10 protein-coding genes are annotated in these 13356 nt (G+C 70.5%); 9 read left to right on the forward strand and 1 reads right to left on the reverse strand.

Annotated elements, in window-relative coordinates; genetic code table 11:
* Positions 1–132 precede the first annotated feature (132 nt).
* The 4 genes from ACFV9T_RS33355 (at position 133) to ACFV9T_RS33370 (ending at position 4966) form a co-directional block, all read left to right on the forward strand.
* On the forward strand, positions 133–1077 hold the full coding sequence (locus ACFV9T_RS33355; protein WP_385446239.1) for a GlxA family transcriptional regulator: 945 nt from the start codon (positions 133–135) through the stop codon (positions 1075–1077).
* Between the two features lie 28 nt (positions 1078–1105).
* Positions 1106–1720, forward strand: a complete 615-nt coding sequence (locus ACFV9T_RS33360; RefSeq protein WP_385446240.1) for a DJ-1/PfpI family protein — start codon at positions 1106–1108, stop codon at positions 1718–1720.
* Between the two features lie 1399 nt (positions 1721–3119).
* Positions 3120–4214, forward strand: coding sequence for a methyltransferase domain-containing protein (locus ACFV9T_RS33365; protein WP_385446271.1), 1095 nt, complete (start codon positions 3120–3122; stop codon positions 4212–4214).
* Positions 4215–4255: 41 nt separating this feature from the next.
* On the forward strand, positions 4256–4966 hold the full coding sequence (locus ACFV9T_RS33370; RefSeq protein ID WP_385446241.1) for a maleylpyruvate isomerase family mycothiol-dependent enzyme: 711 nt from the start codon (positions 4256–4258) through the stop codon (positions 4964–4966).
* 15 nt (positions 4967–4981) lie between these two features.
* On the opposite strand, the gene ACFV9T_RS33375 is transcribed toward ACFV9T_RS33370, so the two are convergent.
* Positions 4982–5179 carry a hypothetical protein gene (locus tag ACFV9T_RS33375; protein ID WP_385446242.1) on the reverse strand — a complete coding sequence of 66 codons (198 nt, stop codon included), beginning with the start codon at positions 5177–5179 and terminating at the stop codon, positions 4982–4984.
* Between the two features lie 261 nt (positions 5180–5440).
* On the opposite strand from ACFV9T_RS33375, the gene ACFV9T_RS33380 reads away from it, so the two are divergent.
* From ACFV9T_RS33380 to ACFV9T_RS33400, 5 genes are all read left to right on the forward strand, one after another.
* On the forward strand, positions 5441–6679 hold the full coding sequence (locus tag ACFV9T_RS33380) for a hypothetical protein (protein WP_385446243.1): 1239 nt from the start codon (positions 5441–5443) through the stop codon (positions 6677–6679).
* Between the two features lie 213 nt (positions 6680–6892).
* Complete coding sequence (locus ACFV9T_RS33385; RefSeq protein ID WP_385446244.1) at positions 6893–9103, forward strand: phage holin family protein; 2211 nt, start codon at positions 6893–6895, stop codon at positions 9101–9103.
* 36 nt (positions 9104–9139) lie between these two features.
* Positions 9140–10504 carry an amino acid permease gene (locus tag ACFV9T_RS33390; protein WP_385446245.1) on the forward strand — a complete coding sequence of 455 codons (1365 nt, stop codon included), beginning with the start codon at positions 9140–9142 and terminating at the stop codon, positions 10502–10504.
* Positions 10505–10692: 188 nt separating this feature from the next.
* A complete protein-coding gene (locus tag ACFV9T_RS33395) occupies positions 10693–11952 on the forward strand; it encodes a cytochrome P450 (RefSeq protein ID WP_385446246.1) in 1260 nt (419 codons plus the stop codon).
* A gap of 395 nt (positions 11953–12347) precedes the next feature.
* Entirely contained in the window at positions 12348–13331 is a 984-nt protein-coding gene (locus ACFV9T_RS33400) for a ParB/RepB/Spo0J family partition protein (protein ID WP_385446247.1), read from the forward strand.
* Positions 13332–13356 lie beyond the last annotated feature (25 nt).

A 13356-nucleotide genomic window follows, 5' to 3' on the forward strand; every position in this document is an offset into this window, starting at 1 on the left:
AGGCGGGACGGGAGGCCCAATTCCGGGACCGCCTCGGCGGCTTCAGGATGCCTGGGCCGCGCCGCGCGCATGGCAGGAAAGGTGGGGAACGTGTCATTGCTGCCATCGCTTCCCGCCGCCAGCATGGATCACATGGAAGCGCGCACCGTGCTCGTCGTCCTCTTCGACGGCGTACTGAGCCTGGACTTCACCGGGCCGTTGGAGGTCTTCGCCGGGGCGGCGGGGGTGGTTCCCGGTGCGTACGAGATCAGGACCGGGAGCCTGGACGGCTCGGCGGTGCGCACCTCCAGCGGGCTGTTGGTCACTCCGGATCTCGCGCTGCCGGACGCGCCCGTTCCGGACACCTTGATCGTGCCGGGTGGTGAGGCCACCCGGATGGATCCGGGGGTCGTGGCGTGGCTGCGGGAGCACGCCCCGGCGGCGAGGCGGCTGGTGTCGGTGTGCACCGGGGCCTACGCGCTGGCCGCGGCTGGGCTGCTGGACGGTCGCCGGGTGACGACCCATTGGGCGCTGTGGGAGGGGCTGGCCGAGCGGTTCCCCGCCGTGGAGGTGGATCCGGAGCCCATCTACATCCGCGACGGGCCGGTGGCCACCTCCGCCGGGGTCACCAGCGGCATCGACCTCGCGCTCGCCCTCGTGGAGGAGGACCTGGGCCGCGATGTCGCGCTCAGAGTGGCCCGCTTCCTGGTCGTCTTCCTCCGCCGCCCCGGCGGGCAGCGGCAGTTCAGCGTCCAGCTGGCGGCGCAGAGCGCACAGCGCCGTCCGCTGCGCGACATTCAGCAGTACATCGCCGAACACCCGGGCGCCGACCTGTCCGTACCTGTCCTGGCCGAGCGGGCGAACCTGTCGCCGCGCCACTTCGCCCGCGCCTTCCGGGACGAGACCGGCGTCACGCCCGGCCGGTACGTGGACCAGGTGCGGTTGGAAGGGGCGCGGCGGCTGCTGGAGGACACCGACGACGGGGTTGAGGAGGTCTCCCGCGCCTGCGGTTACGGCACCCCGGAGGCCATGCGCCGCGCCTTCGTCCGCGACCTGGGCACAGCCCCCGCCGAGTACCGGCGCCGGTTCCATCCCTGAGCCCATCCCTTCATCGAGAGGAACCATCATGCAGATCGCGATCCTGCTGTACGAACGCTTCACGGCGCTGGACGTCGTAGGCCCGTACGACACCCTGGCCGGACTGCCCGGCGCCCAGCCGGTGTTCGTGGCCGAACGCCGCGGCCCGGTGCGCAACGACAGCGGCAGCCTCCAACTGGTGGCCGAAGCCACGCTGGAGGAGGTGGCGCGGCCGGACGTCGTGCTGGTGCCCGGTGGTCCGTACCCGGGCGAGCAGCAGAAGAACCCGGAGGTGCTCGCCTGGCTGCGGGCCGTGGACGCCACCACGACCTGGACCACGTCGGTGTGCACCGGTTCGCTGATCCTCGGCTCGGCCGGACTGCTCACCGGCCGCCGCGCCACCACCCACTGGACCGCCATGGAGGGCCTGCGGGCCCTGGGCGTGGAGGCGGTGGACGAGCGCTACGTGTTCGACGGCAAGTACGTCACCGCGGCGGGTGTCTCGGCCGGGATCGACATGGGCCTGGCCCTGGCGGGGCGGATCGCCGGGGACGACACCGCGCAGACCGTACAGCTGATGCTCCAGTACGACCCCCAGCCGCCCTACGACTCCGGCTCCCCGGACAAGGCCCCGGCCGACCTGACCGCCCGGATGCGCCAGTAGGCGGGCGCGTTGGGCTAGCCCACGCGGACGGCCGGGGCCTGTCACCGCTGTTCTGAACGGGGTGGTCGAAGCCGACTGCTCCATCCGCAACTTCTCCCGGAGGGCTCGCCGTTCAGCGGTCAGACCACCACCCTGCGCGTACCTCATGCAGTCGGCATACCGCAGAGACCATGAGACGTCAGCCCCTACGACACCACGCTTTGAAGGTCAGTAGCCGCCCTTACAGACCCTTGCGAAGGGTACGGTCAGCGCCTTGGTCCTGGCCGGGGCGTTCGAGGACGCAAGGAGCTCAGTTGTTGTGTTTCCCCCTGGTCACTCGGAGCTCGGGTGGCCTCCGAGTAGGGCGGCGGAGGTGGCAAGTAGGAGTAGGCCGGCGCTGGGTTTGTTGTGCGCCAGTCACGTTCCCTTGCGGCCTCGCGGGTCTCCGTCGGCCAATACTTCCTCTTCTGGAATTCTCGGGCATCCTCCTCCGATCCGCGATGCACCCTTACCAGGGCCCCGAAGGCGTGAGCTCTTTGCCGTAGATCATTCAATAGGTTGAATTCTGCTTCGGGATTACCCTTGTATCGCGCCCTCCCCTCGACTTCCCGTGTATACGCCGCGTCTTGGACGTATCTGTGCCAGCCGCTCGGATTGGGCAGTGCACCTTCTTGGCCCTCTTTCTTCCATCGATTCCACCACTGGTGGAGCCCGGCATCGGTGCCACGAATGCTTATCGGCGGAGGGTCGTTAAGATAGCGTTTGCTGTTCGCTTCCTCCCAGGCCATATTTTCGTCAGACTGATTAGAGGAAGGGTTCACCGGCATCCTCAATCCCTTTCCTTGAAATAGGGCCTCGCTGTGGGCCCGTGACGAGTGACAAGCGGTACTTGTCGAGCTGCTGCGATGCATGCATCAACGGGTCGGCGACCCGGCTGGTTCACCTTCCTCGGCGACCCGCTGCGCGACCACCGGAAGAAGATCGGCTCGCGCGGGACTGTACGGTCACTGGCTCTGGCCCGCAGTCGGTGGTGACGCCGAGTAGTCGTCCGCCCGTGATCATGATCTTGTGTGGTGTCGACACCGGTCCCGTTGCGTCCGCTCCTCGTGGCGCTGCCCGGCCCGTAGGGCCTCCGCGTCCACGGCGGGCATGCGTCCAGTGTTTGTGATTCGTGTCCGGCTCTAGCGGCGCTCTCTATGCTGCTGACCGAGGGCTCCGGCCGGACGAAGGAGAGAGTGCCGATGCCGCAGATCATCACGGCTCATGGCGCAGGCGGAAACGGGGACACGCTGCCAGGGCAGCCCTACCCCGGTCCGCATCAGCCGCCGACCCCTGACGGCGGGCCCGGCGTGCCGAATCCGCCCAAGTGACGCGCCCCGGGCGGGAGGTGTTGGGGCGGGTGCTGTTGGAGGGGCGGGTGATGGCGGCGGACTGGGTGGCTACGTTCGCCGCCGTGGACCGGGCCGCGTTCCTGCCCGACCTCATGTGGCCGTTCGACACCCGTACCCACGCCGCCACCGCCGTCGACAAGACCGAGGAGCCCGGCGCCTGGTACGCCGCCGTCGACCGCGATGCGCCGATCGTGACGCAGTGGGACGACGGCGAGCACAGCGGCGCCGAACCCGGACGGGTGTCCACCAGCAGCTCCTCCATGCCGTCCGTCGTCTACACGTTGCTCCAGGACCTCGCCGTGGACGACGGCATGGCGGTGCTGGACGTCGGCACCGGCACCGGCGAGACGGCGGCGGCCCTCTCCCACCGCTGTGGCAAAGGCGGCATCACCACCGTCGAGGTGGACCCCGACGTGTCGCGGAAGGCGGGCGAGCGGCTTCGCGCCGCCGGGTGGCACCCGGCCGTCGTCGTGGGCGACGGAGCCGGGGGATACGCGGGCCGCGCGCCGTACGACCGCGTCATGGCCACCGTCGGGGTCCGGGCGATCCCCGGGGCGTGGATCGAGCAGACCCGCCCCGGCGGGCTCATCGTCGCGCCCTGGGGCACCCACTTCACCCACGCCGACGCCATCGCCCGGCTCACGGTGCACCAGGGGACGGCGACCGGCCGCTTCACCCGGCCCGCCGAGTTCATGAAGCTGCGCGCCCAGCGGCTGGCGCTCCCTGACCACAGTGCGTACGACACGACCGACGGCGCCGATACGTCCGTCACCGACATCACCGAGGCGGAGTTCGTCACCGGGCAGTACAGCGCCCTCCCCTTCGTGCTGGGGCTGCGCGTACCGCGTTGCGTCCAGGTCGTGGCGGAGAAGGCGGACGACGGGGCGCGGGCCGTGTGGTTCTACGGGCTGGGGGACCGGTCCTGGGCGTGCGTGGTGTTCCGTGCGGACAAGGAGCGGGCGCGCGTCTGGCAGGCGGGGGCGCGTCGGCTGTGGGACGAAGTGGAGGGCGCGTACCGGTGGTGGCAGGCGCAGGGCGCGCCGGACCACACCCGGTTCGGGCTCACCGTGACGCCGGACGGACATCGGGTGTGGCTGGACGAGCCGGACAGCACTGTGGCGTAGGCGATGGACAGCCTTCGGCTAAGCGGTTCATGATCTTCGGCATGCACCCTCCTGTAGCGGCAGTGACCGAAGCCCACCGGACGCTGGAACGGGTCGTGGCCGGACTGAACGACCAGCAGGTCGCCGAGGCGTCCGCCCTTCCGGGCTGGTCACGCGGGCATGTTCTGGCGCATCTCACGGACAACGCGCGGATGTTCGCCCGTCTCGCGGAGCATGCCCTGCGCGGTGAGCTGGTCGCGGGTTACGACGGAGGCATGGACGAGCGCAACGCGATCATCGAGGCCACGGCGGGCCGGAGCGCCGTCGAGCACCGCGCGGAACTCGCCGCGCACACCGCCGGGCTGGAGGCGGTCTGGTCACGCGCCGACGACGTGGACTGGAGCCGTCCGGTCACGTTCCGCAACGCGGACATCGCCGCCACGGTCTTCGCGCGCTGGCGCGAGGCGTGGATCCACATGGTCGACCTGGACCTCGGCGTAGGGCCGGACGACTGGCCCGAGGACCTGGCCGCACATGCCATCGACTTCCTCCTCGGCCGCCTTCCGGCAGGCACTCTGGTCCGGGCCGAGGACATGCGCCGCCAGTGGTCCGCCGGTGAGGGGACGCCGGGCACGGTGGTCGACGGACGCGTGCGCGACCTGGCGGCCTGGCTGTCCGGACGTACGCCCGTGGTGCTACCGGTGGCGGCGGGGGAACTGCCCCCTCTCGGGCCGTGGCCGCCCCACCCGCCACAGCGCCTGGACCGCGTGTGAATGTCCCGGCCCGTCTCAGTGGCCGGAGGGTGGTGCGAAGCAGCCGGTTTCCAGGTACGGCCCGTTGGTGCTGACCTGGTAGTTGGTCGGTTGCAGGAACGCCGTGACGCATGCGTCGTCATGGATGCGAGGGGCGACCCGGGCGCCCTCGGGCGTGATGGAGTGGTCGACCTCGTAGCGCGACGATCCGGGCGCGCCGGACATCGGCGACATGCGTCCCTCCGCGGGCCGGTGTCGACCAGCGCGATCGCCCGCCGCGGTGGAGTCCCGGTTCCTGGCCATCCTGGGCCAGGGGCGCGCAGGTTCGGTGAAGTTGACATGAAGGGGCGTCACCGGGCAAGGCGTATCGGGGACCGTGGAAGACGTCCGATCGGCAGCCGCCAATTCCCTTGAGGGGGAGGAACGTTCATGCGCATCCATCGTCGCGCTCAGCACGATGTCGGCGACAACTTACGACGGAACCGACCCCCGCGCTTGAGAACCCCGATCGCCCTGCTCGTGACCCTGCTCCTCGCATGCGCGGGGGTCGTCGCCGTTCCCGGTACGGCACAGGCGGCCGACCCGGACAGCAGCTCACCGGCGACCTGGAACATGGACCAGAGCAGGTCACGCTGGAGCGCCGCCTACGACCTGGCTCGCGCCCACGACGTGGTCGCCCTCCAGGAGGTGCCCGCCACCCCGCCGACAGGTGCCCGTTACCAGGGAAGCACCAACGGGATCGACCACTACCTGTGGCAGGAAGGCCCCCGCGGCCCCGAGCGGCACCTGTACATACTGGAAACCCCCAGCCGGAACCTCGGGATGGTCACCTCATGGGAGCCGGACGAGGTGCTGAACATCCCCGGTGCCTACCGGCCCGCCCTCGCGGTGACCAACCGCAGCAACGACATCCTGTTCGCCTCCGTGCACGCCCAGTCCCGCGGCGGGAACGACGGCGGGTCCCTGGTGCAGCGCATCGACATCGCGGCCAGAGCCGCCGCCATCGGCAACTGGGCGGCGCTCGGCGACTTCAACCGCCACCCGAGCAGCCTTCCCGGACTCGGCCTCCCCGGCAGCGCGCGCATCTACAACGCGGGCGAGCCCACGTACATTCGCGGCTCCGACGCCGAGTACGACTACCTGGTCTCCAACGTCGACACGGACCGGTGGCGGGCTACCGTGGAGTCCAACGCCGGGAGCGACCACTGGCCCGTCCATTTCGGGGCCCTGGAAGGGGCCGCCGGGCCGCGCTCCTTCACCATGCACGTCGAGTCGAGCGAGCAGTTGCTGAGCGTCAGCCTGGGCCGCCCGGAAAACGGCACCCACATCGTCCAGTACAGCGACGACCAGGGCCAGGGTGCCCGCTCCCGCTGGTTCACGGAAGACGCGGGCACCAGTAGTTTCGGGGAGCCGCTGGTCCGGCTTCGGTCCGCGGCCAGCCAGGGCCGCTGCCTGGATGTGCACAACCGCGAGTTCTCCCGCGTCGGGGACTACCTCCAGCTCTGGGACTGCAACGCTGACCTTCCCCCCGACGAAGACGAACAGACCTACGTCCTGCAGAACCTCGACCCGCGCTACCCGAACAGGACGGTGCTGCTCAACTACGACAGCGGCTACTACGCCGCCCTGGAGCGCCGAACCAACCAGCAAGGCGTCTGGGCCGTCCTGGACTACCTCACCCCAGCAGGGCAGCCCCGGGACACGGAGGCCTTCTACCTCCACCCCACCGTGTAGCGATCCGCTGAAGACGCGGCGGCCCCGGCCTCGGCCCTCCAGGCCGGGGCCGGACGCGCAGGGCGACCCGGGCGCCGGGCGCCGTGACCGTGCCGTAAGCGGAATGGTCTACTCCCTGTCACCTCGTGCCCGCCGCTACGCACCCGCGCTGTGTAACGCTGGAAGCCGGTCCGCGCCCCCCGCGCGGACCGGAGTCTGAAGTGAGGCCCCGGCGTGCAGAAGCCCCGATGGAAGACCGTGGGGGGAGCCCTGCTGCGGGTGGCGGCCGTGTGGGCGGTGTCGACGCTCACCATGCTGGCGCTCGCGGGCATCCTGCCCGATTTCCGCTTGCAGGCCGCTGACGGCGACAGCGCGACGAGGATCGCGGTCACCGCCGCCAGCGGCGCCGGCGCGTTCGGTGTGCTGAGCGCGCTCGTCTGGCCGCTGCTGGTACGGGCGTTGCTGCTGATGCCCGCGCTCGTGCTGGGGCTGCTGGTGTTCGTGCTGAACGGGTCGCTGCTGCTGCTCGCGATCAGCCTGATCCCCGGGCGGGGCACGGTCGACCCGGAGACGGCGGTCGTGGTGGCGGCGGTGATGTCGGCCGCGTCCTCGGCGACGAGCACGTTCCTGACGGTGCGGGACGACGGGGCGTACCGGCGGCGGCTGGCGCGGCTCGCGGACCGCGAACGGCGGCTCAGCGGCGGGGACGGCGGCCGGGAGCGGCCACCGGGGACGGTGTTCCTCCAGCTCGACGGGGTCGGGCACGCCGTGCTGCGGGACGCGCTGCGGCCACGGGACAGCAGGCCGCCGGTCATGGAGACCGTGTCGGCGTGGGTGGGCGGCAGCCACACCGTCACCCCGTGGCGCACCGACTGGTCCAGCCAGACCGGCGCCAGCCAGCTCGGCATCCTGCACGGGTCGAACGAGGATGTGCCCGCCTTCCGCTGGTACGAGAAGAAGAGCGGGGAGGTGATGGTGAGCAACCGGCCGACGAGCGCGGCCGTGCTGCAGCGCCGCGCCGCCGCCCGCGCCGGGCACGACGGGCTGCTGACGGTGGACGGCGCGAGCCGGGGCAATCTGTTCACCGGGGGCGCCGACGAGCTGGCGCTCGTGCTCTCCGTGGCGGCCCGGCGCAGTAAGCGCAACCGGTCCCGCAGCGGCTACTTCACGTACTTCTCCGACCCGGCCAACGCCACCCGCACGGCGGCCTCGTTCGTGGCCGAGGTGGTCCGGGAGCTGTGCCAGTCCACCCGGGCCAAGCTGCGCCGGGAGACGCCCCGGGTGGGGCGCGGCGGGCTGTACCCCTTCATCCGGGCGTTCGCGACGGTCGTCGAGCGGGACGTGGTGGTGGCGGCGGTGAGCGGGGACATCCTGGCGGGCCGTACCGCGATCTACGCCGACCTGGTCGCGTACGACGAGGTCGCGCACCACTCCGGGCCGCGCAGCCGCGACGCGCAGCAGGTGCTGGCCCGCCTCGACCGGTCGATCGCGCTGATCGCCAAGGTCGCGGAGCGGGCGCCGCGCGACTACCGGATCGTGCTGCTGTCCGACCACGGCCAGAGCCCGGGGGCCACCTTCGCGGGGGCGTACGGGCTGACGCTGGAGGACCTGGTGCGCGCCGGGTGCGGGCTGCCGGTGCCGAAGGCGGCGGGGCGTACGGCGAGCGGCGCGGAGGCGCGCGAGGCGGCGCGGGCGGCGCTGCACCGGCCCGAGAAGGACGAAGAGGGGCCCGAGGGGGCCCGGCCGGTGGTGCTCGCCTCCGGGAACCTGGGGCTGGTCTCGTTCCCCGACGTCCCCGGCCGGATGAGCCGCGAGGCCATCGACCGCCGCTATCCGGCGCTGCTGCACACCCTCGCCAACCACCCCGGGGTCGGCTTCCTGCTCGTACGCTCCGAAACGGAGGGCGCGGTGGTGCTGGGGGCGAAGGGCGCCGAGCACCATCTCGACACCGGCCGGGTGATCGAGGAGAGCCCGCTCGCGGTCTTCGGGCCGGGCGCCGCCGACGCCGTACGGCGGACCGCGCACTTCCGGAACACCCCCGACATCATGGTCAACTCGGCCTATGACGCGGCGACCGGCGAGGTGCACGCGTTCGAGGAGCAGATCGGCTCGCACGGCGGGCTCGGCGGCGAGCAGGGCCACCCGTTTCTGCTGTGGCCGGTCCAGCTCTCCGCGCCCGTCGCGGCGGGGGAGGAGCTGGTGGGCGCGGAGCGGGTGCACACGGTGCTGCGGCGCTGGCTGCGGGAGGCGGACGGGCCGGAGGTTCCGGCGGAGGCCGCGATTCCGGTGGAGACGGCGGAGGCCGCGGTTCCGGCGGAGGCCGCGCCACCGGAGTGGAGTGTGTCTGACGGTGCGCAGGATCCCGCGAAGGAATCCCGGATTCCGAGCCCTCCGGCCGTACCATTTCCGGCCGCCGACCCCGTCCTGCCGGACAAAGCCCGGTGATTTGGTGCACCGTACATCGTCCATGACGATGTTCACATGCTCGACCAGCACCACACGCGCCGTTTCGGCCTGCCCACGGCGACCGCCCTCGTCATGGGCAACATCATCGGCGGCGGCATCTTCCTGCTCCCCGCCTCCGTCGCCCCGTACGGCACCCTCAGTCTGCTGGCGTTCGTCGTCCTGACGGTCGGCGCGATCGCGCTCGCGCTCGTCTTCGGGCGCCTCGCGCGGCGCGACCCGAGCACGGGCGGGCCGTATGTGCACGCCCGCGCCGCCTTCGGCGACTTCGCGGGATTCCTGTCGGCGTGGTCGTACTGGACGATGACCTGGGTCAGCAACGCGGCGCTCGCGGTGGCGGCGGTCGGCTACGTCCATGTGCTGGCCCCCGGGAACGAGTCCAAGGGCGTGGACCTGGCCATCGCGCTGCTCGTGCTGTGGCTGCCGGGGCTCGCGAACCTCGCGGGGACGCGCTGGGTCGGCGCCGTCCAGCTGGTGTCGACGGTGCTGAAGTTCATCCCGCTGCTCTTCGTCGCGGTCGTCGGGCTCTTCTTCTTCGACCCGGACAAGATGGGCCCCTTCAACGCGGGCGGCGGCAGCGCGGTCGGTGGCATGTCGGCGGCGGCCGCGATCCTGCTCTACAGCTACCTGGGCGTGGAGTCGGCGTCGATGAGCGCGGGCGAGATGGAGAACCCGGAGCGCAACGTGGGGCGGGCCAGCGTGCTCGGCACGATCGGCGCGGCCGTGGTCTACCTCCTCGGCACGGTCGCGGTGTTCGGCACGGTCGCCCACAAGGACCTGGTGAACTCCACCGCCCCCTTCTCGGACGCGGTCGACGCGATGTTCGGCGGCACCTGGGGCGGCACGCTGATCGCGGTGGCCGCCGTGGTGTCCATCGTCGGCGCGCTCAACGGCTGGATCCTGATGAGCGCCCAGGCGCCGTACGCGGCCGCTCAGGACGGGCTCTTCCCGGCCGTCTTCGCGGCCAAGCGGCGCGGGGTGCCGACGGCCGGGGTGATCATCGGCGTGATCCTGGCGTCGCTCCTGACCGTGGTCAACTACACCTCGGGCTCGAACGGCGTCTTCGCGACCCTCGTCCTGATCACCACCTTCTCGGCGACGGTCCCCTATCTGCTGGCGGCCGGTGCCCAGCTGTACTTCCTGCTCGCGGGGCGCCGCGACGAGGTCAGGACCGGGCGCTTCGTCTGGGACCTGGTGCTGGCGCTGGCGGGCTTCGGCTTCTCCTTCTGGCTGGTGTCGGGCGCCGGGTACGCGGCGGTGTACCAGGGCGTGCTGTTCCTGTTCGCCGGGGTGCTCGTGTACGTGGTGATCGCGGCCCGCCGCAAGCGCCAGGGCGACGAGGAGAGCGTGGCCGTCCGGGGCGCGGAGGCGGGAATTCCGTAAAGCCGGGGCGCGTCGCGTTTTCTTGCCCGCCCGGTATTCCCCGGGGATATGCGGAGAGCGTCGGCGAATTCCTCGCTGAAACGCCGTATTTCCTCTGCGGCGGGTGAGGTCGAGGGGATGGAAGTTGCGCTCTTTCCTGTGGCTTTCCTCTATTCATGTGCCACGCATCTGCGCGAGCATTTCCCTCCATGAGCATCGACCTGAACACCGGCTGCCCCTTCCGCCTCGACCCCACCGCGGGTGACATCCACGCGGAGGCGGACAGATTGCGGGATCTGGGTCCTGCGACGCCGGTGGAGCTGCCCGGCGGGGTGGTGGCCTGGTCGGTGACCGACCCGGCTCTGGTGAAGCGGCTGCTCGCGGACCGCCGGATCTCCAAGGACGCGTACCGGCACTGGTCCGACGCCTACATCGAGGAGCGCATTCCGCCCAAGTGGCCGCTACGCATTTGGATGGACGTCCGCAGCGCGCTGACCGCGTACGGACCCGAACACGTCCGGCTGCGCCGTCTGATCGGCGCCGCGTTCACGCCCGGCCGGGTGCGGGCGCTCGCGCCGCGCATCGAGGAGATCACCGGGTCCCTGTTCGACGGGCTGGACGCCACCGAGGCCACCGCGCCCGGAGCGGTGGTGGATTTACGGTCGCGGTTCGCCTGGGTGTTACCGCTGATGGTCGTCAACACGCTCCTCGGGGTCCCCGACGCGCTGCACGACGACTTCCGTACCGCGATCGCCGGGGTCTTCGAGACCGGTCATTCGGAGGCGGAGGCCGAGGCCAACAACCGTGAGTTGTACCGGCTGTTGACCGAGCTGCTGGCCATCAAGCGGCAGGCTCCCGGGGACGATGTGACCAGCGCGCTCATCGAGGCGCACGACGACGAGACCGACTCCCGGCTCAGCGAGCAGGAGCTGATGGACAGCGTGCTGCTGCTGATCGGCGCGGGACACGAGACCACGGTCAACCTGCTCGATCACGCCATCGTCAATCTCCTCACCCACCCCGCACAACTCGCCCTGCTGCGCACCGGAGAGGCGTCATGGCAGGACGCGGTGGAGGAGACGCTGCGCCACCAGGCGCCGATCGCCACCATCATCATGCGGTTCCCGATCGAGGACGTGCATGACGCGGCGACCGGGCTCACCTTCCGCGAGGGCGACCCCATCGTCATCAACTACGCAGCCGCGGGACGCGATCCGGGCGTCCATGGCGAGCGCGGCGAGCACTTCGACCTTACGCGGGAGACCCGCCGCGAGCATCTGGCGTTCGGATACGGCCCGCACTTCTGTCTGGGCGCGGAACTGGCCCGGCTGGAAGGCCGTATCGGGCTGCGCGCGCTCTTCGAACACTTTCCCGATCTCGCCCTCGCGGTACCGGGCGCCGAGCTTCGTCCACTGGAGTCGTTCATCTCCAATGGACATCGGCAACTGCCCGTCCGGCTGCGGGGCTAGATCCGCGGGGCTAGATCTACTTCAGGGCATCCACCTGGCATACCTCGCAAAGCGTGAGTTGACCATAAAATGGTCGATCACGTTTTGGTTGCGTACTCCGCGCGGCGACTGCTACGGTCGCTTGGTATTGGAACTGATGTTAACTCGCCACGATGAATACGCGGTTGCGTCAACAATCCCGACCGGATTCGTTCCACGCGACATACGGGGTAAGCGGAAGTCCACGGGGGTGGCCTTGAGCCGGTCATTACTGCACCTTCGCGTCGATGTGGCTGGGCCTGTCGTCCAGCACCCAGCCCTCCATGGGTAGTACGCCTCCTGATGTCTTCGTCCAACGCTGTCTTCCATGAAGCACCGGATTGTCACAGGGGGATAGGCACATGAATGGTCAGCTCATGGCTGACACTGCCGAGATCATGGCGCAGCGGTCCACCGAAATGGTATCCCTGAGCGAGTTAACGCACTTCGATTCGCCCCGGCTGTCGGGTGCGGACACCGAACATGTGCGCCTCCTTGCCGAGTCGGACGCCGAACTGCCGCCCATTCTGGTCAATCGCAGGACGATGCACGTCATTGACGGGATGCATCGAGTGCAGGCCGCGGATCTGCGCGGTCAGGGCAAAATAGAGGCGATTTTCTGCGAATGCGATGACGAGGAAGCGTTCGTCCTCGCCGTCAAGGCAAACGTCTCGCACGGACTTCCCCTGCCGCGCGCCGACAGAAATGCCGCCGCCAAACGTATCATCAACTCCCATCCCGAATGGTCCGATCGAGCCATCGCCTCGGTGACCGGGCTGTCCCATAAGACGGTCGGCGCGATCCGCCGCCGTGCGACTGGGGAAATTCCCCAGTCGAGCACCCGGCTGGGGCGTGACGGCCGGGAACGCCCGGTCGACGCCGCCGAAGGCCGTATCCAGGCCGGTCGGATACTCGCCGAACGCCCCGGCGTCTCGCTGCGCGAGGTCGCCCGGGAGGCCGGGGTCTGTGCCGCCACCGTGCGGGACGTCCGCGACCGGATGCGGCGCGGTGAGGCCCCGTCGGGGCCCACCCGGCGCGAGCCCAAGGCGGCGGCCAGCGCGACCCCGCTGGGGCCCAAGGCGGTGGCCAGGATCGACGGCGCCGACCGCGCCCCCGACCTCCCCGCCCTGCTCCACAACCTGCGCAAGGACCCCTCGCTGCGGCTCTCCGAGTCGGGCCGCACGTTGCTGCGGCTGCTGGACGCCTGCACGGTGGGGCCGCAAGAGTGGACCCGGATCAGCGACAACGTCCCGCCGCACCGCGTGGAGCTGATCGTGACGGCCGCACGTGAGTGCAGCCGGGCGTGGCAGGACTTCGCTACGGAGCTGGAGCAGCGCTCCAGTCAGCAGGCATCCGGCTGATATCCGGGCTGACACTCCCCATTCC

This window comes from Streptomyces sp. NPDC059850, from assembly GCF_042731515.1.
Classification (GTDB): domain Bacteria; phylum Actinomycetota; class Actinomycetes; order Streptomycetales; family Streptomycetaceae; genus Streptomyces.